This window comes from Winogradskyella pelagia, assembly GCF_017581965.1.
Taxonomy (GTDB): Bacteria; Bacteroidota; Bacteroidia; order Flavobacteriales; family Flavobacteriaceae; genus Winogradskyella; species Winogradskyella pelagia.
Genome location: NZ_JAGEVF010000001.1, coordinates 70317 through 96265, shown reverse-complemented (window position 1 = coordinate 96265; position 25949 = coordinate 70317). Strand labels below are relative to the sequence as shown.

The 25949-nt window shown below is 35.2% G+C and carries 26 protein-coding genes; 18 read left to right on the top strand and 8 right to left on the bottom strand.

Going from position 1 to position 25949, the window contains the following annotated elements:
- Window positions 1-21 precede the first annotated feature (21 nt).
- The 9 genes from atpG (at window position 22) to J4050_RS00400 (ending at window position 8918) form a co-directional block, all read left to right on the top strand.
- The gene (gene atpG / locus J4050_RS00440) at window positions 22-882 is read left to right on the top strand and encodes an ATP synthase F1 subunit gamma (RefSeq protein ID WP_208151973.1); all 861 of its coding nucleotides are present in this window, start codon (window positions 22-24) and stop codon (window positions 880-882) included.
- A 204-nt stretch (window positions 883-1086) separates the two neighbouring features.
- Window positions 1087-1617 (top strand): hypothetical protein, encoded by a 531-nt coding sequence (locus J4050_RS00435; protein WP_208151972.1) that lies wholly within the window; start codon window positions 1087-1089, stop codon window positions 1615-1617.
- Between the two features lie 125 nt (window positions 1618-1742).
- Window positions 1743-3203, top strand: coding sequence for a lipopolysaccharide biosynthesis protein (locus J4050_RS00430; protein ID WP_208151971.1), 1461 nt, complete (start codon window positions 1743-1745; stop codon window positions 3201-3203).
- 31 nt (window positions 3204-3234) lie between these two features.
- A complete protein-coding gene (locus J4050_RS00425) occupies window positions 3235-3957 on the top strand; it encodes a DUF6090 family protein (RefSeq protein WP_208151970.1) in 723 nt (240 codons plus the stop codon).
- Between the two features lie 2 nt (window positions 3958-3959).
- Entirely contained in the window at window positions 3960-4394 is a 435-nt protein-coding gene (gene dut / locus J4050_RS00420; RefSeq protein WP_208151969.1) for a dUTP diphosphatase, read from the top strand.
- Window positions 4395-4420: 26 nt separating this feature from the next.
- Complete coding sequence (locus J4050_RS00415; RefSeq protein ID WP_208151968.1) at window positions 4421-5437, top strand: sugar phosphate nucleotidyltransferase; 1017 nt, start codon at window positions 4421-4423, stop codon at window positions 5435-5437.
- Between the two features lie 107 nt (window positions 5438-5544).
- The gene (locus tag J4050_RS00410; protein ID WP_208151967.1) at window positions 5545-6906 is read left to right on the top strand and encodes a tetratricopeptide repeat protein; all 1362 of its coding nucleotides are present in this window, start codon (window positions 5545-5547) and stop codon (window positions 6904-6906) included.
- A complete protein-coding gene (lolB1, locus tag J4050_RS00405; protein WP_208151966.1) occupies window positions 6907-7698 on the top strand; it encodes a lipoprotein insertase outer membrane protein LolB1 in 792 nt (263 codons plus the stop codon).
- Window positions 7699-7817: 119 nt separating this feature from the next.
- Entirely contained in the window at window positions 7818-8918 is a 1101-nt protein-coding gene (locus tag J4050_RS00400) for a murein hydrolase activator EnvC family protein (protein WP_243878504.1), read from the top strand.
- Here J4050_RS00400 and J4050_RS00395 read toward each other — a convergent pair whose 3' ends face one another.
- From J4050_RS00395 to J4050_RS00385, 3 genes are all read right to left on the bottom strand, one after another.
- A complete protein-coding gene (locus tag J4050_RS00395) occupies window positions 8919-9137 on the bottom strand; it encodes a DUF6515 family protein (RefSeq protein ID WP_208151964.1) in 219 nt (72 codons plus the stop codon).
- An 82-nt stretch (window positions 9138-9219) separates the two neighbouring features.
- On the bottom strand, window positions 9220-9729 hold the full coding sequence (locus tag J4050_RS00390) for an acyl-CoA thioesterase (RefSeq protein WP_208151963.1): 510 nt from the start codon (window positions 9727-9729) through the stop codon (window positions 9220-9222).
- A gap of 59 nt (window positions 9730-9788) precedes the next feature.
- Entirely contained in the window at window positions 9789-10724 is a 936-nt protein-coding gene (locus J4050_RS00385) for an HU domain-containing protein (RefSeq protein WP_208151962.1), read from the bottom strand.
- Window positions 10725-10831: 107 nt separating this feature from the next.
- On the opposite strand from J4050_RS00385, the gene dprA reads away from it, so the two are divergent.
- Complete coding sequence (gene dprA, locus J4050_RS00380) at window positions 10832-11953, top strand: DNA-processing protein DprA (protein WP_208151961.1); 1122 nt, start codon at window positions 10832-10834, stop codon at window positions 11951-11953.
- 165 nt (window positions 11954-12118) lie between these two features.
- Here dprA and trpS read toward each other — a convergent pair whose 3' ends face one another.
- Entirely contained in the window at window positions 12119-13087 is a 969-nt protein-coding gene (trpS, locus tag J4050_RS00375) for a tryptophan--tRNA ligase (RefSeq protein ID WP_208151960.1), read from the bottom strand.
- Window positions 13088-13174: 87 nt separating this feature from the next.
- On the opposite strand from trpS, the gene J4050_RS00370 reads away from it, so the two are divergent.
- Complete coding sequence (locus J4050_RS00370; protein ID WP_208151959.1) at window positions 13175-13927, top strand: lysophospholipid acyltransferase family protein; 753 nt, start codon at window positions 13175-13177, stop codon at window positions 13925-13927.
- 58 nt (window positions 13928-13985) lie between these two features.
- On the opposite strand, the gene J4050_RS00365 is transcribed toward J4050_RS00370, so the two are convergent.
- The 4 genes from J4050_RS00365 to recA form a co-directional block, all read right to left on the bottom strand.
- Window positions 13986-15515 carry a hypothetical protein gene (locus J4050_RS00365; protein WP_208151958.1) on the bottom strand — a complete coding sequence of 510 codons (1530 nt, stop codon included), beginning with the start codon at window positions 15513-15515 and terminating at the stop codon, window positions 13986-13988.
- Window positions 15516-15518: 3 nt separating this feature from the next.
- On the bottom strand, window positions 15519-16064 hold the full coding sequence (locus J4050_RS00360) for a sigma-70 family RNA polymerase sigma factor (protein ID WP_208151957.1): 546 nt from the start codon (window positions 16062-16064) through the stop codon (window positions 15519-15521).
- A 12-nt stretch (window positions 16065-16076) separates the two neighbouring features.
- A complete protein-coding gene (locus J4050_RS00355; protein ID WP_208151956.1) occupies window positions 16077-16520 on the bottom strand; it encodes a hypothetical protein in 444 nt (147 codons plus the stop codon).
- 93 nt (window positions 16521-16613) lie between these two features.
- Window positions 16614-17615, bottom strand: coding sequence for a recombinase RecA (gene recA, locus J4050_RS00350; RefSeq protein WP_208151955.1), 1002 nt, complete (start codon window positions 17613-17615; stop codon window positions 16614-16616).
- A 394-nt stretch (window positions 17616-18009) separates the two neighbouring features.
- On the opposite strand from recA, the gene trhO reads away from it, so the two are divergent.
- The 7 genes from trhO (at window position 18010) to J4050_RS00315 (ending at window position 25678) form a co-directional block, all read left to right on the top strand.
- Window positions 18010-19089, top strand: coding sequence for an oxygen-dependent tRNA uridine(34) hydroxylase TrhO (gene trhO / locus J4050_RS00345; RefSeq protein ID WP_208151954.1), 1080 nt, complete (start codon window positions 18010-18012; stop codon window positions 19087-19089).
- Between the two features lie 59 nt (window positions 19090-19148).
- A complete protein-coding gene (locus J4050_RS00340) occupies window positions 19149-20120 on the top strand; it encodes a radical SAM protein (protein WP_243878503.1) in 972 nt (323 codons plus the stop codon).
- 103 nt (window positions 20121-20223) lie between these two features.
- Window positions 20224-21402 (top strand): PSP1 domain-containing protein, encoded by a 1179-nt coding sequence (locus J4050_RS00335; RefSeq protein WP_208151952.1) that lies wholly within the window; start codon window positions 20224-20226, stop codon window positions 21400-21402.
- A complete protein-coding gene (locus tag J4050_RS00330) occupies window positions 21386-21883 on the top strand; it encodes a gliding motility lipoprotein GldH (RefSeq protein WP_208151951.1) in 498 nt (165 codons plus the stop codon). The genes J4050_RS00335 and J4050_RS00330 overlap by 17 nt, the downstream gene beginning before the upstream one ends.
- 8 nt (window positions 21884-21891) lie before the next feature.
- Entirely contained in the window at window positions 21892-24240 is a 2349-nt protein-coding gene (locus J4050_RS00325; RefSeq protein ID WP_208151950.1) for a penicillin-binding protein 1A, read from the top strand.
- Between the two features lie 81 nt (window positions 24241-24321).
- Complete coding sequence (locus J4050_RS00320; RefSeq protein WP_208151949.1) at window positions 24322-25023, top strand: CoA transferase subunit A; 702 nt, start codon at window positions 24322-24324, stop codon at window positions 25021-25023.
- Between the two features lies 1 nt (window position 25024).
- Complete coding sequence (locus J4050_RS00315) at window positions 25025-25678, top strand: CoA transferase subunit B (RefSeq protein WP_208151948.1); 654 nt, start codon at window positions 25025-25027, stop codon at window positions 25676-25678.
- Window positions 25679-25949: the final 271 nt, after the last annotated feature.

Sequence of the window (25949 nt, the reverse complement as noted above, 5' to 3'; positions counted from 1 at the left end):
ACAAGACGCAATCTTAAACAAATGGCAAATTTAAAGGAAATACGAAATAGAATATCTTCGGTGTCTTCAACGATGCAGATTACCAGTGCCATGAAAATGGTTTCGGCTGCTAAGTTAAAGAAGGCTCAAGATGCTATTACGGCAATGCGACCTTATTCTAATAAATTAACAGAGTTGTTGCAAAGTTTAAGTGCTACTTTGGACGCCGGAAGTGGAGGAAAATTTGCTGAGCAACGCGATATTGAAAAGGTTCTGATAGTTGCCATAACCTCAAATAGAGGTTTATGTGGCGCTTTCAACTCTAATATAATAAAACAAGTTAATGCAGTAGTTGAAGAGCATTATAAAGACAAAGATGTTTCTGTATTAGCAATCGGAAAAAAGGCAAACGACGCGTTTTCTAAAAATGGAAGTGTTATCGCTAATAAAAGCGAAGTATTCGATGACTTAACTTTTGATAATGTAGCCGAGATTGCTCAAATGATAATGGATAAATTTGTAGATGGTGCGTTTGATAAAGTAGAATTGGTTTATAATAGTTTTAAAAATGCAGCCACTCAGATTGTAATGACTGAGCAGTTCTTACCTATAGTGCCTGCTTCTGACGAAACCAATCCTAATTTAGATTACATCTTTGAGCCTACTAAGGAAGAAATAGTTGAAACTTTGATTCCTAAATCTTTAAAGACGCAATTATTTAAGGCCATTAGAGATTCATTTGCATCTGAGCATGGTGCTCGTATGACGGCAATGCACAAAGCAACTGATAATGCTACAGATTTAAGAGATCAACTTAAATTAACTTATAATAAAGCACGACAGGCTGCTATTACTAATGAAATCTTAGAAATTGTTGGAGGTGCGGAAGCACTGAACAATTAGGCGCTAGCCAAATGTTCTTAAGAGAAAACAATCGTTTTAAATAATAGAGTTTAATTATTGAGATATAAAAAGCCCAGTTTATTTAGCTGGCTTTTTTATTAAAACACCTACAAAATAATTACATTTAATCGAAAAATAAAGCTTTTAATCGTTAAAACTTATTAATTATTTTATATTGCTTCCCAAATTTTAACCTACTTTTACATGAGAACAATACATAAAATATGGCTGACAGCTATTATTGCCTTTATATGCGGTCTTTCATTTCAGTGTGCCAGTCCTAAGCAAGTGGCTACAACAAACTTTGAAGAAAGTGTCCCTTTTAAAATCAAATCTGTTTATTTCCAAGAATGGTTCGCAGGTATTGATTACGGAGGAACAGGTTATTTGCTTTATTTACCTGTTGTACAAAAGAGCTCAAATGTCACTGTTGAAGAAGTGTTTTTTAGAAACTTAAAAGGTAGATTCCACCTTCGGGATGGGCGCTATATTGCCATAATGAAAAATCCCACTAAAGGCTATGTATTTAGTAAGCCAGAAAAACCAGAGAATTACCCGTTTGATTTAAATGATAACGAATGCGTTATTACGTATTTAGAAAATGGCGAAACTAAATTTTATAAATTAGAAATGGATAAAGAATTAGCTGGTGCATATTATGAGAATGGTGCACCATCGATTTACACAAGACCAGATAGGTCAACCCTTGCCACTCTAGATGAGGAAGACAATTAAAAATTAGACATAAAAATAAAAAAGTCGTACTGTTGAGTGCGACTTTTTTATTTATAAACAGGTCGATATGTTATTGTCTACTGGTTATATTTAATATTTTTAACCCAAACAAGCACATTTTTAACTTGAGTGCCTTTCAAAAACTTTTTAAGCAAACATTTATTTATGGTTTAGCAACGGTTCTTCCGAGAATGTTAAGTTTCTTATTGGTGCCTCTCTATACTAGCGAAGCCGTTCTAGCCAATCCTTCAGAATATGGAAAAGTCTCAATTATCTTTTCATACTTTGTGCTGTTTAATGTGGTTTTGGCTTACGGAATGGAAACGGCATTTTTCCGTTTTTTTAATAAGGAAGAAGATAAAGATAAAGTCGTTAGCACATCAACAATATCTTTAATTATCTCATCTTTTGGCTTTTTCATTTTGGCCTTGGTATTTCAAAGTCAAATTGCCAATGTCATTGATATAGATGTAAAATATATCAATCTGGTGATTTGGATATTACTATTAGATGCTCTGGCCATAATTCCATTTGCCTGGTTAAGAGCTAATGAAAAGCCAATGCGGTACGCCATTATTAAGCTTTTAAATGTGATAATTAATATTGGCTTAAACCTGTTCTTCTTATTAGCTTTAAAGCATTTAGCCTCAGAAGGAAATATCTTTGACTTTATATATAAACCCAACTTTGAAATCAGCTATATATTCATTGCTAATCTTGTGGCAAGTGCATTTACAGTTTTGGTAATGCTTTCTTTCTATGCTAAGATTACTTATAGGTTTGATAGCGTACTTTGGAAGCAAATGATGCGTTATGCATTGCCAGTTTTAATAGCAGGTATAGCGTTTTCTATTAATGAAACCTTTGATAGAATATTGCTTAAAGCGTTGTTGCCTGCAAATATTGCCGAAACCGACATAGGGATGTATTCGGCATGTTACAAACTAGCATTATTTATGACCTTATTTGCTACGGCCTATCGCCTAGGGATTGAACCTTATTTTTTTAGTCATTCAAAAACCAAAAATCCTCAAAAAAACTATGCCAGTATTTTAGAATTCTTTGTGGCCTTTGGTTCAATTATTTTATTAGCGGTGGTTGTTTTTGCAGATGTATTGAAACCAATTATTATAAGAAGTGAAGCCTATTGGGAAGCTATGTGGATTGTACCCATTATACTTTTAGCAAACTTCTTTTTAGGTATTTATCACAATCTCTCTGTTTGGTACAAAATCACAGACAGGACTAAGTTTGGAGCCTATATTTCTGTCATAGGCGCTATTGTAACACTCGTTATTAATTTTGTGTTTATTGAGGCCTATAGTTATAAGGCATCTGCAGTAGCCACACTGGCGGCTTATGGCACAATGATGCTATTGTCGTATTACTTTGGAAGAAAGTATTATCCAATACCCTATAATCTAAAAAAAATAGGATTGTACTTAGTCATATCCATCAGTTTATCAGCCCTATCCTTCTATCAATATCGAGGAGAATATCTTATAGGAATTGCAATGTTAATTGTATTTTTGGGACTGGTTATAATGTTGGAAAAGAACCAACTAAAACAAATCTTAAAACGTTGACATAATACGAATGATCAAACTCTTCAATAAAATGAGAAAGCAATTGCTCATTGAAAATAAAATGGGTCGCTATTTTAAATATGCTATTGGTGAGATTATTTTAGTGATGATTGGGATTCTCTTAGCGTTACAAGTGAACACTTGGAACAATAATAGTGAGTTAAAAAAAGAGGAACAAAAAATTCTTAAAAGTTTACTAGGAGAATTTAAAGAAAACCTTGTAAAATTTGATTTCGCTTATAAATTTCACATTAATAGGAAGAGAGTAATTGAGACAATTATGTCTGTAAATCCAAAAGAGTTAGCAACCGACAGCTTAATTAATTTAATGCAAGGTGTTAATGATAATTATACCTTTGACCCGTATCAAGGAATATATAATTCAATAATAAATTCGGGTAAAATAGAGCTTATCTCAAACGATTCCTTAAAAAACAAAATTTCAAGAATTCAGGATATTGTTAGAGATTATCAAGAAGAAGAAATAGGAGTAAGAGAGTTTACAAAACAAAATTTATATCCATTTCAATTAGGAGAGTCTATGGGTTATTTTAATTACGACCTAAATAATAAATCTCTCAATCAAAGTATCAAAACCAACTATGTTAAAATGATTGAATCTATAAGATTTAATAATCTAATGCAGCATTTGCGTGGTTGGATGAGTTCAATTTTCGAAGAAGGACCTATATTGAGAAAAGAATTGTTATCCATTATTAATCTCCTAGAACAGGAAATTGAAAGAAATAATTGAGAATGAAAATTAGAATAATCAATAAATCCAGACATCCTTTACCCCATTATGAAACCATAGCGTCCGCTGGTATGGATTTACGAGCTAGTTTAACAGAAGCTAGAACTCTAAAACCTTTGGAGCGCACTATCGTAGGTACAGGTTTGTTTATAGAATTACCAGTTGGCATTGAAGCACAAGTAAGACCAAGAAGCGGACTAGCCGCAAAAAAAGGAATTACAGTACTTAATGCACCTGGTACTGTAGATGCCGACTACAGGGGCGAAATAGGTGTTATTCTGGTGAATCTTTCAAATGAAAACTTCACTATTCAGAATGGTGAGCGCATCGCCCAATTAGTGATTGCCCAACATGAACGTGCAGAATGGGAAGAGGTAGAAATACTTTCCGATACAGATAGAGGTGAAGGTGGTTTTGGCAGCACAGGAACTAAATAATAATTAAAAAAAGAATATTTAAAGAAATGAAAATAATAGTCCCAATGGCTGGTCGAGGATCTCGATTAAGGCCACATAGTTTAACTGTACCAAAACCATTAATTCCTGTTGCTGGTCAACCTATAGTACATCGTTTAGTAAAAGATATTGCCAAAGTTTTAAAACAACCAATTGAAGAAATTGCTTTTGTTTTGGGAGATCCGGCATTTTTTGGTGATGATGTTGTAGAAAGTTTAACAGAGTTAGCCGAAGATTTAGGAGCTAAAGCATCAATTTATAGACAAGACCAACCTCTTGGCACTGGTCATGCTATTATGAGTGCAAAACCTTCATTATCTGGTCCAGCGGTGATTGCTTATGCAGATACCTTGATTAGGGCTGAGTTTGACCTCGACCCCAATGCAGACAGTGTAATCTGGACCAAAAAAGTACAAAATCCAGAGGCATATGGTGTTGTTAAACTTAATGATAACCAAGAGATTGTAGAACTGGTTGAAAAACCAGAATCATTTGTTAGCGACCAAGCTGTAATAGGTATTTACTACTTTAAAGATGTTGCCGTCCTAAAAGATAAACTTCAACAGGTTTTGGACGAAAATGTTATGAATGGTGGTGAATATCAAATTAATGATGGTATTAAACGCATGATGGCAGATGGCAGAATATTTAAAACTGGGACTGTAGATGAATGGATGGATTGTGGCAATAAAGCAGTTACTCTAGAAACCAATGCTAAAATGCTTGGTTTTTTAAGCCAAGATAATGAAGACCTTGTTGACCAATCGGTTAGTTTAGAAAACTCCAAGATAATTGAACCTTGTTATATTGGTAAAGGCACGGTGTTACGCAATTCAACAGTCGGACCCTTCGTTTCTATTGGTAAAGACTGTGTTATAGAGAATGCAACCGTTAAAAATAGTTTAATACAAAATCAAACTAGTATTAAAAACGCTAATTTAGACGAGGCTATGATTGGTAATTTTGTTAAGTATGATGGCAATTTTACAAAAATTAGCATAGGAGATTACTCCGCACTAGAATAGGCTTCTGAGAAGGCAGACACATTTTATAGTTTAAAGTTTGGAATAACTTTTGAAACTCTAATGTCACGCAGAGAATGGTCTAAGGGTAAACGCAAACATCTTCTACTATGAAATTAATACCTAACATAGCAAAACTCATTTTAGTACTCATTTTAGTACCTAGTCTTGCTTTGGCTCAAGTTAATTTTAACAATAGACCAGATGACGATTTAGGGAATGTAGAAGATGAATTTCAAGAGTATTTTTTCGAAGCCTTAAAGCAAAAGGGAATTGAGAACTATGACCGCGCTGTAGACGCCCTTCAAAAATGCTTAAATCTTAACTCTAAACTTCCTATTATTTATTTTGAGCTTGGTAAAAATTATAACAAGTTAAAAAACTTTGGTGCCGCCGAAGATGCTTTAAAAAAAGCAATAAACATGCAACCTGATAATGAATGGTTTTTAGACGAGCTATATGATGTCTACTATCAGCAAGAGGATATCAATAATGCCATTAGAACTATAAAGCAGTTGGTAAAGTATCATCCTGATTACAAGGAAGATTTAGCAGCACTATATCTTAGGGAAGAGAAGTATAGGCAAGCACTTCAGTTATTGGATGAATTAGATACAGAGCTTGGCGTTAGCCAATCTAGAGACGCTATGCGAAATGAAATCTATAGAATCACTGGTAACGCTGATGATAGAATAGAAAACTTAGAACAGCGCATTACCAATAACCCTAATAACGAGGACAATCATTTAAAACTAATCTATAGGTATAGCCAAGTTGGAGATAAGAAAAAGGCCTATAAAGCAGCTAAACATCTTTTAAAAGTTAAACCAGATTCAAAGTTTGTGCATTTAGCGCTGTATAAGTTTTACTTGGAAGACGATAAAGTTGATGAAGCTATAAATTCAGTAAAAATTGCACTTACTAGTCCAGAGATAAATGCAGATGCAAAGGCTAAGGTTTTAAAAGATTTTGTTGCATTTGTAGCTAAAAACCCTGAGTACGAATCTGATTTGATAGACATAACTGCTTTGGTAGATGAAAATAAAGACGCCCAAACACATAGTGAACTAGGTCAATATTATTTAAAGGCTGGTGATAAGGTTAAAGCCCTTTCTAATTTTAAAGAAGCACTTAAACAAGACCCCAACGATTTCAAATTAATTAGAGACGTATTATTACTTCAGTTAGACATTAAAGATTTCAATGCCGTTGTAGAAGATAGTAATACTGCTTTAGAGTTATATCCTGCCCAACCAATGCTTTACTTGGTAAATGGTGTAGCAAATAATAAATTAGGAAATCACAAAATGGCAATTGATAATTTGGAGATGGGCCTAGATTTTTTGGTTGAAAACCCACAAATGGAAGCAGATTTTTATTCAGAATTAAGTCTAGCATACAAACAGCTTAATAATATTAGTAAATCTGAAGCGTTTGCTAAAAAGGCTCAAGCCCTCAAAGTACAACAGTAAATGGTGATTTTTAAGCGATATTTAAAATTTAACGTAGTACTGATTCTTGCCATAGCTTTTTTAGTTACTGGTTGTAAATCTACCAAAAGCGTTATTGCATCTGGTGAAGCAAGTGATAAATTATCAGTAAAACAAGTTGTAAAACAGCATCAAAAAAGTGAAGCAGACTTCAAAACCCTACAAGCTAAAGTGCGCATAGATATTGTTGAAGGTGATAAGGCCCAGGGGTTGACCTTTAATTTTAGAATGGAGAAAGATAAGATTATATGGCTTAGCGCACCTTTAGGGTTGGCTAGAATGATGATAACACCAGACAGTGTACGTTTTTATAATAAGCAAGACAATGAGTATTTCGATGGTAATTATCAATTACTCAGTGATTTTGTAGGTGTAGAATTAGATTTTCTCAAAGTGCAAAATATATTACTTGGACAAGCTATATTCAATCTCCAAGACCAACCGCATAAAGTTGAAGTAAATGAAAATTCTTATGCACTTCAGCCCAAAAACCAAAATGCACTACTTGAGTTGTTTTATATTATTAATCCATCCCACTTTAAGATGGATAGTCTTCAATTGTTTCAACAATTAGAAAAACGTATTTTACAAGTAGACTATACCAGCTATCAAAAGGTAGACTATGAGGTATTACCTCAAAATATAAATATTATCGCAGTGGAAGATACAGATGAGGTTAAGGTAGAATTAGAGTTTAAATCAATCACTTTAAATCAAGAATTGCGTTTCCCGTTTAAGATTCCAAAGGGTTATAAAGAAATTCAAATTAGATAATGGTTAAATGTCGCTTTTTCCTAATTTTTTGTTTGGGCTTATTTTGCTCTGTAAACCTATTTTCTCAAAGCGATAAGCAAAAAAAGCTCGAAGCACAAAGACAACAAGTGCTTAGGGAAATGAAACAGATTAATGCTCTATTATTTTCCAAAAAGAAGGAGGAAAAATCTGAAATAACGCTTATTGAGGACCTTAACTATAAGGTAAGTGTAAGGCGAAATCTAATAAGAATAACAAACGAGCAGGCGAATATTTTAACTCGAGAAATAAATAGTAATCAAAATGAAATTACAAGCTTAAGAACCCAATTACAAGAGCTCAAGGATGACTATGCAGCAATGATTGTAAAATCCTACAAGAGTAAATCCGAACAAAGTAAGGTGATGTTTCTATTGTCTTCTCAAGATTTTAAACAAGCCTATAAGCGCCTTCAGTATATTAAACAATATGCCAATTATCAAAAAGAGCAAGGTGAAGCCATTAAGGCCAAAACAAAGGAGCTTCAAGAGTTAAATATCAAGCTTTCTAAACGAAAAGAAGAAAAACAAAACCTTATAGAGGAGAATAGAGTAGCCAAACGTGAATTGGAGCAAGAACTGAAGCAGCGAGAAACATTGATGGCTTCTATAAAAGCCGATATGAGTAAATACAACGCCGAAATCAAAAAGAAACAGAGAGAAGCCACTCGTTTAAATAAAGAGATTGATCGCTTAATTAACGAAGCTATCGCTGCGTCTAACAAAAAAGCCGGTAATACTAAATCTACAGGTGCTTTTGTCTTAACTCCTGAAGCCAAGAGACTAGCCTCTAATTTTGAATCAAATAAAGGAAAATTAGGCTGGCCCGTAACGCGTGGCGTTATAAAAGGAAAATTTGGTAAGAGACGTTCACTTACCGATAGCTCCGTTACAAATAATTATAAGAGTATTCAAATTGCAACGGAGGAGAATGCTGAAGTTAAAGCAGTATTCAACGGTGAAGTCTCCCAAATTCTTGTTGTTAAAAATGGTAATCCCGCTGTTTTGATTAGACACGGTAGTTACCTTACCGTTTATATGAACCTCTCAAATGTTTATGTGAAAAAAGGGGATAAGATTTCAACAGGTCAAGTTATAGGTAAGGTATTTACAAATAGAATAAGACAAGAAACGCTATTGGGATTCAGGATAAATAAAGATAACCAAGTACTTAACCCAGAAGGGTGGTTGGCTAAGTTTTAATCACACTCTTACTACCACATATCCACGTTTGGTTTTCTTGTAATGCCTTCCATTAAAAAAGTAAAGGCGTTTCCCTTTAACACGCACAACATCGTACCGTTTAGGAAGTTTATGAACAACAGTTATACTATTAGAATCTTTTAGCACAACACGTCTTGCACAAGAATTTAAGTTTAGTGCAAAAACTACGATTAAAGAATAAATTAAAAATCTCATCATTAATAAATTTGGTTCTCTGATAAGACCTTAGAATTTCAAAAAGGTTTAAATTATTGGTGTTCTTAGCCTAGTGTAGGATACACTATTCAAAGATAGCCTTTAGTTCAGTCGCATCTTGGGGTTTCATTTTACCAGCTAAGACCAAGCTTAATTGCTTCCGTCTTAGAGCACCTTCAAAACGTTGTTTTTCTAATTCTGTTTCAGGGACAAGTTCAGGTACTTTTATGGGTCTTCCGGTTTCATCAACCGCAACAAAAGTATAAATGGCTTCATTAGCTTTTATACTCTCTCCAGATTCTCTATCCTCAATCCAGACATCTAAATACACCTCCATAGAAGAACTGAAAGCCCTTGACACCTTAGCTTCTACTGTGACTACGCTTCCCAAAGGAATTGATCGATTAAAGGCAACGTGATTTACGGAAGCCGTAACAACTATACGCCTAGAATGCCGTCTAGCAGCAATGCTAGCTGCCCTGTCCATCCGTGCCAATAGTTCTCCTCCAAATAGGTTGTTTATCGGATTAGTTTCACTGGGAAGCACCAAGTCGGTTACCACCGTTTTAGATTGAAATGCTGTTCTTGAGTGCATAGAATTTAAAATTTATGCAAAGATAACACCGAAAGATTTATTAATTTGAAAAGGTAAGATTAATCTAACTTTTTTACGAGCAACCAAGCATCACGGTTATGCTCACGCCTAATCTTATAAAGGGCTTTTGTAGCTTCATCGCGAGTTTCAAAACTTGAGTAAACAACTTCATGAAGACCATATCTGTTTTTTCCAATTACTCTAGCTTTGTACCCTTTTGTTCTAAGTTGATTTACTTTTTTTACTGAATTAGACTGAATTCTAAAAGCTCCAGCAACGACATGATAATTTCCAGTTTGTTTTTCAACATTAAGCGTTATAGCTGGTAGAGGATTACTGATAACAAATGTCGCCTCTTGCACTTTTTCATCTAGTTGGGCATTGGCTTCCTCTTGGGCTATTTGATTATGGGATTCTATAGAATTAGAATAATACTGGTAGCCACCAAAACCACCTAAGCTCAAAATAATAACAGCAGCAGCGGCATATTTAAGCCAGGACCCTGAACGTTTCTCTTGAGTAATAACCAAAGGCACTTTTTCTTCAAAGACCTCAATATCTTTTTTGTATGCATCTCTAGATACTTCTGCAGAATTAAAATGCGATAAGCCAAATGAATCCGTTAAGAAGTTAATGTGGTTAGAAGGCTCAAAAACAATATTACTGTCCGTATTGAGCATTAAGTCTCCTATATGCTCAAACTGAATCGTTTCACCTTCGATTAAATACGATTTTATAGATTTTACCTGTTTGGCAATTTTATGGATGGCTTTATTATAGGGGATTTTCTCAACCTCAGCAATATAATTGGCTAATAGACCGTCATTTTTTTGCAATTGCTCATTAAATGAGAGTAATTTTTTTGGGGGATATAATGTATGTGTACTGTTGTGAATTTTGGCGGAAACCCTTTGGGTTAAAAAAGCCCCAAGGTTTGGCACTACAACGCAGTCATAGCGATATAATAAGTCTTTTATGTAAATCTCCAGTTGCATCAATAGCAAAGTTAAAAATTTTCAATATCCACAAAACTTTCGGGAGATTTAGTTATTAACATCAAAAAAAATTAGTTTAGTATTAAGATTTAAACTGGTATAATACAATGACAGATAGTCAATTAATTTATGCTTTAGCCTTACAACACATTCCCAAGGTTGGCCCCACCACAGCTAAAAAGCTAATTAATCATTGCGGTTCTGCGGAAGCTGTTTTAAAGGAAAAACGCTCTAATTTACTTAAGATTGACGGTATTGGAACCTTAATAACTGAAGGTTTGTTTAAGACCGATTATTTAAATGAAGCAGAGCAAGAACTACGATTTATAAGAGAAAATGATATAACTGTTCATTATTTTACTGAAGAGGCATATCCAGAGCGCCTAAAACATTGTATTGATGGACCAATTCTACTGTTTCAATCAGGTAATGTTAACATTGGTCAGCATTATATTATAAGTGTCGTTGGAACCCGAAAGATTACAACAAGCGGGATTTCATTTTGTCATGAATTAATAGAAACCCTTGCACCGTATAATCCAATTATTGTTTCTGGCTTTGCATATGGTACTGATATCACCGCCCAGAATGCTGCGGTTAAACATAATTTACAAACGATAGGATGTTTAGCACATGGCTTAAACCAAATTTATCCTAGAGCACATAAAAAATATATGGCACCCATAGAGGAGCACGGTGGTTTTTTTACTGATTTTTGGAGTACGGATGCTTTTGATCGTAATAATTTTTTAAAGCGAAACCGAATTATAGCTGGTTTAAGTGAGGCTACAATTGTTATTGAATCTGCCGAAAAAGGCGGAAGTTTAGTAACTGCAGATATAGCCAATTCCTATAACAGAGAGGTCTTTGCCGTACCGGGCCGACCAACCGATTCGCAAAGTGTTGGCTGCAATAACTTAATAAAGTATCAAAAGGCGCACCTCTTGTCTAACCCCCTTGATGTGCCTTTATTGCTAAATTGGAAATTAGAGACAGATGATGTATTTGCTTCTCAAAAAAAGACTTCAGTTCAAAAGCAATTGTTCGTAGAGCTTAACGAAGAAGAAAAACAGATTTATAAATATTTAAAAAAGTACGGAAAAGAGCTATTAGACGTCATTGCAGTGCAATGCAATATACCTAGTTATAAAGTGGCAGGAATTCTTTTAAACATGGAACTTAAAGGTGTAATTAGGCCTTTGCCGGGAAAACTGTTTGAAGCTATTTAGTGTTTTTGTAAATCTTAATTATATGCACTATTGATGCTGCAGTATCAATTAGTGCTAAATAAATGATGCTATCCGCACTTCTTTTCACTATCCATTAGTCTAGAGAGAATTATTAGCAACGTTGCAGCATAGGTAAGTAAGGGGCTGATGATTTTTTTGCAAAACTTAATACCCAACTTTGGCTCTTACACGATTTAACACTTCATCCGCCACAATTTTTGCTTTTATAGCTCCTTTGGCTAATGCTGCATCAACTTCATTGAGGTTAGACATATAATAGTTATAACGCTGTCTCGCTTCTGCAAAACGTTCTAAGATTAATTCGTAGAGCGCTTGCTTGGCATGTCCATAACCATAACCGCCTTTTTCATAATTGGCTTTCATTTCAGCTACCTTTTCAGTGCTGGCTAAAATATTATAAAGTGCAAAACAATTGCAGGTTTTCCAGTCCTTTGGATCTTCTAGTGGTGTGCTATCGGTTTGTATAGACATAATCTGCTTTCGTAATTTCTTTTCTGGCAAGAAAATGTCAATGATATTGCCCTTACTCTTGCTCATCTTAGCACCATCGGTACCTGGAATAAGCATGGTGCCTTCTTGAATATCAGCCTTAGGAAGTACAAAGGTTTCTCCCATTTTGGCATGGAATCTAGAAGCCACATCTCTGGTCATTTCAATATGCTGTTCTTGGTCTTTCCCAACAGGAATGATTTCAGAATCGTAAAGCAGAATATCTGCAGCCATAAGCATTGGATAGGTAAATAGGCCTCCATTAACGTCGTCTAATCTATCAGCTTTATCTTTAAAGCTATGGGCCAGTTCTAATCGTTTAAAAGGGAAGAAGCAATTTAAATACCACGCTAATTCGGTTACCTGAGGTACATCACTTTGTCTATAAAACACACTTCTATCAATATCAAGACCAAAAGCAAGCCACGTTGCAGCCGTAGAATAGGTATTTTCCCTAAGCATTGTGGCATCTTTAATTTGCGTTAAGGAATGTAAGTCTGCTATAAATAAAAAAGAATCATTGGCTTCATTTTTAGCCTTTTCTATAGCAGGTAAAATAGCCCCTAAAATATTTCCTAGATGCGGTGTTCCCGTACTTTGTATTCCTGTTAAGATTCTTGCCATGCCAACTTCCTTTCTAATAAGGAATTTCAATTAAATTAAACTTCTATCACAACTGAATGCAAAGATAATTTTTTTAGTTTTGGTTCCATGGGGATTTTTAAATATCCATTCTGGATTTTCTACCGCATTTGGTTCTATATTTTAGTAGCCTTACCAATATTGGTTTTATTTCCTGTTTTAGTTATATCAATCTCTAGAGAGAAATGGTACCCTTTCTTTTTTAAACTTGCTCGATTTTGGGCCAAGTTTATTTTAATAGGAATGGGATTTAGATATCGTATAGTACGAGAAGAAAAACCTATTCTTGGCAAAAGCTACATGTTTATAGCAAATCATACCTCTATGATGGATATAATGTTAATGCTAGTCGCTGTTAAAAATCCATTTGTATTTGTTGGTAAAAAGGAATTGGCAAAAATCCCACTATTTGGATTTTTCTATAAACGCACTTGTATATTAGTGGATAGGAGTAGCGCCAAAAGCCGACAAGCTGTTTTTCTTAGAGCACAGCGTCGTTTACATCAGGGTTTAAGTATTTGTATTTTCCCCGAGGGAGGAGTGCCAGAAGAGCATATTATCTTAGATGAATTTAAGGATGGCGCATTTAGATTGGCAATTAAGCACCAAATTTCAGTTGTTCCTATAACCTTTTACGATAATAAAAAACGTTTTTCTTATACGTTTTTTAGCGGAGGCCCAGGACAGGTAAGAGCGAAGATTCACAGTTTTTTAAAGACAGAAGGCCTTACCATTGAACATACAAGAGAATTAAATGAGAAAGCAAAATCCATTATTTTAGAAGATCTTAAAATTAGTTACAATAAAAAAAAGCTGCCCTAACCAAGAGCAGCTTCACCATCATTGCTAAATTGTGTTACAATAACCTAATCTAACTAACCTAAAACTTAAAACTTAATCCAGAATACACTCCAATAAAGAAAGGTCTAAATTCACTAGACGTATTATTGAAGGTATTTATTTGATACTTGAACATAGGTTCAAGATTGATATTCCATTGCTTAGACAAGCTGTAATCCATGCCCAATCCAAAATTAGCGCTAAAGCTTGTTGTATTAATATTGGTAGCCTCGCCGATTAAAGTTGAGTTACCCTGTACATCTGCGTAGAGTTCATTGTTATTAAGGAAGAAGGTACTAAACCCGCCAATCACATTAACTCCAAATTTTTTATCCAGCACGCGATATTCTAACTCTAAGGGGACTTCAATAAAACCAAAACGTTGCTCCAGTTCTCCTGACAGCTCAGAGTTAAATAACTCTGGAGAAACTGCTCTGTTCATCATGGCAGAACTCATAATAGCGTAGTTGCTAGAGCCTCCCTTGTAATCTACGTTATCCATTCTGGCCATACGGCTAGCTCCTCCAATTTCTGTACCACTAAAAGCAAAAACATCTGCAGTAGTCTGATTAAGGTTAACACTATTAACGCCAACTCTTAACTTAACTCGACTAGATATTGCGTAGCTTCCAGCGATACCATAGCTCATGCTTACATTACTACCCTTGGTGTTTTCATTAAATTGTTCGTTGATAGGAGATCCCTGACCAATTGAGCTAAAATAAACAGGTGCAACATTTGGAGAAATGCTCCACCTGCTCGGCTCATCTTTTTCTTTTTCATTAATTAAGTCATCTTGCTGGGCAATAGCTTCTTGTATTGATTGTTTTTTAATTTCCTCTTCAACGGAAATCTCACTATTTAATAATTTATTGTCTTCTACACTCGTATTTGTTGCATCTATAGCCGCTGCTTTAGTTTTGCTACTTTTATTCGCCAAGGCATTATTACTACCACTAATAGTTTCCTTTATTGCTGAATTAACCTTGTCTTTTTCGATAGTAGGTTTTTCAGAGACTTTAGTAGCATTCTTTTCGGTTGTAGAATTACTGGCCACCACCTTCGCCGAAGCAACTTCTTTGCTATATGCGTTAGATGTAGTAGAGTTTGTATTATTGAGAGACACGGCTCCTTTGTTTACCTTTTTGTTGGCAACTCCCTCAGCATTATTTATGCCCTGTTTAATCTCACTAGAATCAACTATAATATCATTTTGATTAGAAGTTTTGCTGCCTGAATCAGAAATAGCATTTGTATCTTTTATTGTGCCGTCAAAGGTAGTATTACTTCCATCTGGACTAGTAGAACTATTGTTGGCGTCTGTATTAACCACAGGGAATTCTTGATTGTTGCTATTCTCTGAATTAAATACTGATATCCCTATTGTTAAAAACAGTAAAATAACAGCTGCAACACCACCTAATTGCCACCACAGTAAAACGGTTCTGCGCTTCTTCTTTTTACCAGGAAGGTCTTTTTCTATACGACTCCACATGGCTTCGTTCGGCACAGCCTCGAAGTCCTTAAATTTTTCTTGAAAGAGCCTGTCTATGTGTTTTTTGTCGCTCATTTATTATATTGATTGCGAATTTAAATTCGCCTTATATTCTTCAATTTTTGTTTTTAAAATCATTCTTGCTCTTGCAAGATTAGATTTTGATGTTCCTACAGAAATATCTATCAATTCACTTATTTCTGCATGTGAGTAACCATCTAAGGCATACAGATTAAAAACTAATCTATATCGGTCTGGTAGTTCCTGTATAATGCCTAATAAAAAATCTAGGCTTAGCTCATCGTCATTAATCTCAATGTTTACATCTTCAATAGATTCTTCATTAACAATATCAAAAACACCGACGTGTTCTCTATATTTTTGAAGAGCCGTATTTATGGCAATACGCTTTAGCCACCCCTCAAAAGAACCTTTGTGGTTATACTGGCTTATTTTATTAAAAACAGTTAAGAACGTTTCGTGCAGATTATCTTCTGCTTCAGTATAATTGCGGCTGTACTTAAGACAAAGTGAAAATAATTTACTAGCATATTGCTTGTATAATTGACTTTGTGCTTTAGCATCTCGCTTAATACAATTTTCTATGAGTTGATTTAAACTCACATGATTCTGAAATTAATTAGTAATACTAGTATTGCCTAATGCTGAAATTCCTGACACTACAGGAACTTCTACCATGTAATATTGGTCTTCACCTTCTTCATTTTCACCCTGGAAAAACCTAAATACATATGGTTCATTTGATGAAACAGTAAAATTAAAATTAATTGTTACTTCTGTATCATCTTGGTCGCAAGTTGGTTCGGTCACTACCCTGTTGACAACGGCAATAGTCCTTTCATTACCATCAATGGTATTTGCAAAGTTGAAGAACACATGACAAGTACTTGTTCTAAGATAAGTAACGCCTATGGAGTGCGTTTCACCGAAAACAAAGTTTTCAGGTAAATCAACACTTTCTATTGGCATTACTTCATAATAGAAATCTTCACCATCATCCTCTATACTGCAGGATGAAAATGCAGATAATAAAACAACCAATATTAACAGTTTCTTCATCTGTTTTCTAATCTATTTCATTTTGTAGATGCAATTTGTTGCTAAAGGTTGCGTCTAAACAAAAAAAATCCTGAATATTCAGGATTTTTAAGTTTAAGCTTCATTTATAAAAGTTCGGACTTTTTCTTCCAGCTCATCCATTAAATCGGGATTATCCAAAAGGAGACTTTTAACAGCATCTCTACCTTGGCCTAATTTAGTGTCTTCATAACTAAACCAAGACCCACTTTTCTTTACAACATCTTGGGCTACTGCTAAGTCTAAAATTTCACCCACTTTAGAAACACCAGTGCCATACATAATATCAAACTCGGCCATCCTAAAAGGAGGTGCTACTTTGTTTTTTACAACTTTAACCCGGGTTTTATTTCCCAACACCGCACCATTTGAATCTTTGATTTGAGTAGAGCGTCTAATATCAAGGCGAACAGAAGCATAAAACTTTAAGGCATTACCACCTGTTGTTGTCTCTGGGTTGCCAAACATAACGCCAATCTTTTCACGCAACTGATTTATAAAAATCATTGTGCAATTGGTTTTACTAATTGAAGCCGTCAATTTTCTTAATGCTTGAGACATTAATCGTGCATGAAGTCCCATTTTAGAATCTCCCATTTCGCCTTCAATTTCACTTTTTGGCGTTAATGCCGCTACAGAATCTATAACCACTATGTCTATAGCGCCAGATCTAACAAGGTTGTCTGCAATCTCTAAAGCTTGCTCTCCATTATCTGGTTGTGAAATAATCAGGTTTTCTAAATCTACGCCTAATTTCTCAGCATAAAACCTATCGAACGCATGCTCTGCATCTATAAATGCTGCAATACCTCCCGCTTTTTGTGCTTCTGCAATGGCATGTAGGGTTAAGGTTGTTTTACCAGAAGATTCTGGACCATAAATTTCAATAACCCTTCCTCTTGGATAGCCACCAACCCCTAAGGCAATATCTAAACCTAAAGAACCTGAAGAAATAGCATCAACATCTTCAATGGCTTGATCGCTCATTTTCATTACCGTTCCCTTACCATAGGCTTTATCTAATTTATCTAAGGTAAGTTTTAATGCCTTTAATTTGGCCTCTTTCTCGCTACTCATTTGTTATCTTTTCTTTTAATTAGAACATCAAAAATACCATTTATTTTACTTTTTTTTGTTTTGCAACGCAACCATTTTAAAGTTTTCACATCTTACTATTGTAAGAGGAAAAAATTGCTATGAAATTTCCTTTAAGTTAGTAGTTAGAAAAGATGGTTTAAAACATTTTAATTCCATCAGTTCAAAATTGAAAATATTAGGTGTTCCAGTTATTGTAAATTCTACAGTAATTGAAAAGCCCATTAGGATTGACATCGTTAATAGTTTTAATTTTGGTTAATCTAGAAAAGCGCTTCGGAAGTTTTCGAAGTGCTTTTTTCTTTATCTTTCTTCCCTAAGTAGTTTAAAATAATACCTTTGTACTCTAATTCTTTAACCTTAAAATTGGTATAGCATGCAACTGTACAATAACTTAAGTGCTAAGGAAAGAACTGCTCTTATAGAAGAAGCAGGCAAAGATCGCTTGACGATTTCTTTCTACAAGTACGCACTAATTAAAAACACTGAAATTTTTAGAAATCACATGTTTCTAGCATGGGATGAGTTAGATGTTTTAGGCCGCATATACATTGCGAGCGAAGGTATTAATGCGCAACTATCGGTACCTGCAGAAAACTTTAATACATTTAAACAGCATTTAGACACCATCTCGTTTTTAGAAAACGTGAGGTTAAATATTGCCATTGAGCAAGATAATTTTTCGTTTTTGAAGCTTAAAGTAAAAGTGCGGCGTAAAATTGTTGCAGATGGTTTAAACGATAAGACGTTCGATGTTACCAATAAGGGAGTTCATGTTGGTGCAGAGCAGTTCAACCAACTTATAGAAGATCCTGATACGGTTTTAGTTGATATGCGAAACCATTACGAGAGTGAAATAGGTCATTTTAAAAATGCAGTTACGCCAGATGTTGATACCTTTAGGCAATCACTAGATATAATTGAAGAGGATTTAAAAGAACACAAAGAAGATAAGAAACTGGTTATGTATTGTACAGGCGGTATTCGTTGTGAAAAAGCAAGTGCCTATTACAAGCATAAAGGATTTAAGAATGTTTTTCAGCTAGAAGGTGGAATAATTAATTACACAAGAGAGGTAAAATCAAAGGGTCTTGAAAATAAGTTTATAGGAAAGAATTTTGTATTTGACGAAAGACGTGCCGAATGCATTACAGATGATGTAATTGCAAGTTGTCATCAGTGCGGTAAGCCTGCAGATATACATACCAACTGCGCTAATGAGGCGTGCCACTTGTTATTTATACAATGTAATGCATGTAGAGAGGAAATGGAAAATTGTTGCTCTACACCTTGTATGGAAATTAATAGACTTCCTTATGAAGAGCAAAAAGCCTTGCGAAAAGGACAGGGCAATAGTAATGATATTTTTAAGAAAGGAAGAGCTGATCATTTAAGGGCAAATAAAAACCTAAGGAATATCAATGAGCATTTCAATGCAACACAGACCGAACGCTAAGGTATTAGTATCACCACTTAAATGATATGGACGTTTATAAACTACTGAAGTTAAACCGAATGATTAAAAACCATAGAATTAAGTTTCTAGGTCTTTTTTTACTCCACAAGTTCAATAAGCGTTATTTAGCCGTTAACCTCGACCCTGTTATGGCCTGCAACCTTCGCTGTAAGATGTGTTATTTTACCGACTCCGATTATGTTAAAACCTTAAAAGGGCAATTTAAAGAAGAGGATTTAGAATTGGTTGCTAAGGCGGTATTCAAAAGGGCGCTGAAGTTGCAGTTAGGTTGTGGTACAGAACCTACATTATATAAAAATCTACCTCAACTTGTAGAACTAGGCAAAGCTTATAAAGTACCTTATATTTCCATAACAACTAATGCCAATTTACTAACCGAAGAGAAAATTGAAGAACTATTAAAGGCAGGCTTAAATGAGTTCACCATTTCACTTCATGGCGTGCATAGAGAATCCTATGAGAATTTTATGAAAAAGGCCAGTTATGAAAAGTTCCAAAATGCGTTTTTGGCCTTTGAAAAGCTCAAACAGTCCTATGACTTCAAGGTAAGAATTAACTATACTTTTAATAAAGATAATTTTTACGAGCTTAAAGATATTTTTAAACATTATAGCCCTAATAGCTTTGATATTCTTCAAATAAGGCCAATTAGAAAGATTGGAAATACTGAGTATAACGATTTTGATATTTCTTCTTTAAAAGAGGATTATACGGAACTTATAAATACACTTAGAGCCATAAGCAACCAAAATGGTATTACACTTTTAGCACCACACAGCTTAGAAGATCTCTCAGGCAAAAATGAATCTAGCTTCATCTTTAACTATACGTTTTGCTATGTCTCACCAAATTCGTTTTGGAAAGAAGGTTTTAATTGGAGAGAAGAGTCTTTTAATTCGTATTCAAAAGAAATTGGTTGGGGCAAAATACTTTTCAAAAATATTTTTAAATCTAAATCAGAATTGAAATCCATGTCTGATAGACTCAATTACGAAATTGAGTTTAGTTAATAATCGCTTTACAAGTCGTTTTAATAATACTATCTTTACCTATAAATTAGTATTAACAAGACACGGTTTGCATACAATGTAAACCGGATTATATAAAGATTTTATGGCTTGTAACAGTTGTTCAACTGGCAAAGACGGCCAACCAAGAGGATGTAAGAATAATGGAACCTGTGGTACAGATAGCTGCAATAAGCTAACGGTATTCGATTGGTTAGCCAACATGTCTCTTCCCAATGGCCAAGAACCTTTTAATGGTGTAGAAGTACGGTTTAAAAACGGCAGAAAACATTATTATAAAAATACAGAAAACCTCAGCTTAAATATAGGTGATATTGTAGCTACACAGGCCAAATCTGGCCACGATGTTGGTATGGTTACTTTAACAGGTGAGCTCGTTCGGGTTCAAATGAAGCGAAAAAAGGTAGATATCAATGACGAGGAAAATGTTTTAAAAGTATATAGAAAAGCATCCCAAAAAGATATTGATATTTGGTCGGCATCACGCGACAAGGAAGAACCAATGAAAGTGAAGGCGAGGCAATATGCCATTGACCTCAACTTAAAAATGAAGATTTCAGATATTGAATATCAAGGCGATGGTAGCAAAGCCACCTTCTATTATACCGCAGAAGAACGCGTGGATTTTAGAGAATTAATTAAGGTGTTTGCTCGAGAGTTTAAAACACGTATAGAAATGCGCCAAGTTGGGTTTAGGCAAGAAGCCGCAAGACTCGGTGGTATTGGCTCATGTGGACGCGAACTTTGTTGCTCTACATGGTTAACGGATTTTAGGTCTGTAAGCACATCTGCAGCTAGATACCAACAATTATCCCTCAACCCACTTAAGTTGGCGGGACAATGTGGTAAATTAAAATGCTGCCTTAATTATGAGTTAGACGCCTATCTTGATGCATTAAAAGCATTCCCTAAAAACGATACTAAACTGTATACTGAAAAAGGTACTGCAGTCTGTCAAAAGACGGATATTTTTAAGGGGTTAATGTGGTATGCATATGAGGGTGAATGGATGAATTGGCATATTATCTCTGCTGAGCAAGCCAATGAAATCTTAGAAAAAAACAAGAAAAGAATAAAGGTTGCAAGTTTAGAGGAATATGCAGCAGAGCATCTTAAGGATACTAAAGCAGAATTTGAAAACGTTGTAGGACAAGACAGTTTAACACGATTTGATAATCCAAAATCAAAAAGAAAACGTAATTCTAATAAGAACCGAAAACGTAATCGAAATAGAAATCAGAAATCAAATGCCAAGAAGAATTAGAGGATTTGTTGTCCTTTTGATGTGCTTTATTGTTGCGGCTTGTGATTCTAAAGCGGTTTTTGATTCTTATAAGTCTTTTCCGAATAAATGGCACAAAGACTCCGTTGCCAGTTTTGAGTTCAAAGCACCAGACACGGTAAATAACTATAATCTCTTCATTAACATTAGAAATAACAACGACTATAAGTATAACAATCTTTTTCTCATTGCTCAATTAAATTATCCTAATGGCAAAACAGTGAAAGACACCTTAGAGTATAAAATGGCCAAACCAAGTGGAGAGTTATTAGGTGTTGGCTTTACCGATGTTAAGGAAAATAAACTTTGGTTTAAAGGCTATAACACTTCATTCAGATTTGAGGAAAACGGCAAATACCAGGTCATTCTTCAACACGCAATGCGCCAAAATGGAATGGTAAATGGTATAACCGATTTAGAGGGTATAACCGAAGTAGGATTTAGATTAGAACCCGTTGAGTAATATTGACTATGGCAAAAAAGAAAACACAAAAATCTAATTCAGACACGTTAGACTTTTCAAAATACATCCGCTGGTTTTGGATGGTCTTTGCGGGAGGAATTGTAGCTGTATTATTATTGTTTTTATTAGCGTCTTGGGGATTTCTTGGCGAGATGCCAGACCATACAAGATTAGAAAATCCAGAAACCAATTTAGCAACTGAAATCATATCTTCAGATGGAGAAACTTTGGGTAAATTTTACTTCAACGACAATAGAACTCCCGTAGCCTACGACGATTTACCAAAGAACTTAGTAGATGCTTTAATTGCAACTGAAGATATTCGTTTTTATAATCATTCAGGTATTGATGCAAGAGGTTTTCTAAGAGCTTTGACAGGAAGGGGAGGAGGTGCTAGTACTATTTCACAGCAATTAGCAAAGCAGCTTTTCACAGATCAAGTTTCTAAAAATAAGTTTCAACGCGGTTTGCAAAAAGTCAGGGAATGGATTATTGCCATTCGATTAGAGCGTCAATACACCAAAGAAGAAATTATAGCGCAATACTTTAATATTTATGATTTTGGTAATAACGGCGATGGTATACGTTCAGCAGCTAGAATCTATTTTGGTAAAGAACCAAAAGAATTGGATTTAAAAGAATCTGCCATGTTGGTTGGGATGTTTAAAAATTCGTCCTTATATAATCCAATTCCATCAAGAAACCCTGTTGGAACAAAGAATAGGCGAAATGTTGTTTTGGCTCAATTAGCTAAATATGAATATATTTCTCAGGAGGTTAAGGATTCCCTACAAAATACGGACCTTGATTTAAATTTTACTCCAGAGACGCACAGAGAGGGAATAGCTACATACTTTAGAGAGTATTTAAGAGCTTTTATGAAAAACTGGGTAAATGATGAAAAGAACAGAAAGCCCGATGGCACCAAATACAACATCAATAGCGATGGGCTCAAGGTTTTTACAACAATAGACTCTCGTATGCAGAAATACGCTGAGGAGGCTGTTGCACTTCATATGCCTAGACTTCAGGCAGAATTCGACCATCAGAACACGCCAGAACGTAACGCTACAGCACCGTTTTTAGAATTGACTAATGCTGAAATTAATAAATTATTAAAGGATGGTATGCGGAGAGGAGAGCGTTGGCGAATTTTAAAAAATCAAGGATTGTCCGAAAAGGAGATTGAAGCAACGTTCTATGAACCCATTGAAATGAAGGTATTTAAATGGATTGATGGCAAGGCTGGTGAGGTAGACACCATTATGAAACCTATAGATTCAATGCGTTATTATAAATCTTTCCTTAGACCAGGAATGATGTCTATGGATCCGCAAACGGGTCATGTTAAAGCATGGGTAGGTGGCATGAACTACAAACATTTTCAATATGATATGGTGAAACAAGGTAAACGTCAAGTAGGCTCAACCTTTAAGCCTTTTGTGTATGCTACGGCCATAGATCAGTTACAACTGTCGCCTTGCGATTCATTCCCAAGATCACCAATTACTATTGAGGCCAATAAATTTGGGAATCCGGAGCCTTGGACCACTAAAAACTCAGATGGTAATTACTCTGGTGTTCAAACCTTAAAAGAAGCTTTAGCGAGCTCTACAAACACAATAACTGCAAGATTGATGAATGAGATAGGACCTCAACCTGTTGCAGAAATGGCTAAGAAGTTAGGGGTTGAACAAGATATTTTACCTGTACCAGCAATTGCCTTAGGGACACCAGATATTAGTATTTATGAAATGGTGGCAGCCTACTCTACCTTTGCTAATAAAGGAGTTTACAATAAGCCCGTAATGGTTACGAGGATTGAAGATAAGAACGGGACCATTCTCTATCAATTTGTACCAGAAAGTCGCGATGTTTTGAGTGAAGAAGTGGCTTATGTGACGGTTAATCTTCTGGAAGGTGTTACCCAAGCTGGATCAGGCCGTCGTTTAAGACATAAGGGCTTTGATAAATGGAATGCACTTTACAGGGAAATAATGACAGGATACCCCTATGAACTCACAAATCCTATTGCCGGTAAAACGGGTACCACTCAAAACCAAAGTGATGGTTGGTTCATGGGTATGGTGCCAAATTTGGTAACAGGCGTTTGGGTAGGTGCAGAAGATAGAGCCGCTCATTTTAGTTCTATTACTTATGGACAAGGTGCGTCTATGGCATTGCCAATTTGGGGCTTGTATATGAAGGCCTGTTATGCTGACGCAACCCTCAGTGTTTCACAAGATGAGTTTGATAAACCTGAAGAATTGAGTATCAATGTAAACTGTGATTTTGTAGAGGAAGGAGACCTTAAAGAAGAATCAAACCCTCTCGATGAAATCGAGGTCGACTTCTAAATTCACTTAGTTTTCTTATCGGAAATTGTAATGATTTCTGCCTTCAGTTTTGTATTTTTCGGTAAACAAATATTTAGTTTTATGATTAATAAAACAGTGGCTAATGTCTCTGAGGCATTAGATGGTGTAAAAGACAATATGACCTTTGTGTTTGGTGGTTTTGGTCTTTCGGGAATTCCAGAAAATTCTATCGCCGAATTGGTAAAGCGAAATATAAAGGGATTAACTTGTATTTCTAATAATGCTGGTGTTGACGATTTTGGCTTAGGGCTACTCCTTCAGCAAAGGCAAATAAAGAAAATGATTTCGTCATATGTAGGTGAAAATGATGAGTTTGAGCGCCAGATGCTATCTGGAGAGCTAGAGGTAGAATTAATTCCACAAGGCACCCTCGCTGAGCGCTGTAGAGCAGCTCAGGCAGGAATCCCAGCTTTCTACACACCTGCTGGCTATGGAACAGAAGTAGAGGAAGGGAAGGAAACTAGAGCATTTAATGGAAAGATGCATGTTTTAGAGCATGCTTTTGATGCAGATTTTGGATTTATAAAAGCTTGGAAAGGTGACGTGGCCGGAAATTTAGTTTTTAAGGGAACAGCCAGAAACTTTAATCCAAATATGTGCGGTGCTGCTAAAATTACCGTGGTGGAAGTTGAAGAATTATTACCTGTAGGAGAACTTGACCCAAACCAAATACACATTCCTGGAATTTTTGTGCAACGCATTTTTAAAGGGGCACATTTTGAAAAACGAATAGAGCAAAGAACAGTAAGACCACGTAAATAATATGTTAGATAAAACCGGAATAGCAAAACGAATAGCTCAAGAAGTTAAGGATGGCTACTATGTAAATCTAGGTATAGGTATACCTACTTTGGTTGCCAATTTTGTAAGAGAAGATATTGAAGTTGAGTTTCAAAGTGAAAATGGTGTACTCGGTATGGGGCCATTTCCTTTTGAGGGCGAAGAGGACGCTGATATTATTAACGCAGGTAAGCAAACCATTACCACATTACCAGGAGCAAGTTTTTTTGATTCGGCAATGAGTTTTTCGATGATAAGAGGACAACATGTAGATTTAACAATCCTTGGTGCGATGGAAGTTTCAGAAAATGGCGATATCGCTAATTGGAAAATTCCAGGTAAAATGGTAAAAGGTATGGGAGGTGCTATGGATCTTGTGGCGAGCGCGGAAAATATAATTGTTGCTATGATGCATACCAATAGAGCAGGAGCATCTAAACTTTTAAAAAGTTGTTCATTGCCTTTGACAGGTGTAGGCTGTGTAAAAAAGATTGTAACAAATTTGGCAGTTCTCGAAGTAACAGAAGATGGGTTTAAACTTTTAGAACGTGCGCCAGGTGTCTCAGTAGAAGATATAGAAAAAGCCACAGCGGGAAACCTTATTATAGAAGGTAATATTCCGGAAATGAAAATATAACTAACAGTTTTCTTAGACAGAAAAACCACTTTTTGAAGTGGTTTTTTTGTGGATTATTTGGTTTGTAATTCTTATAAATGTTAAAAAAATATGCACTTTATCGATTTATAATGGTTTTTAACCGATTTAATTGAATTTTATCTCATATTAGCACTCCCAAATCTAGTTAACCAAATTTACCATAAACTTAATTTATGATTTGCCCCAAATCTATCATAAATAACCGCTTATGAAAACAGACCCAAATCTACCAGAACCTACTTTTAACGAC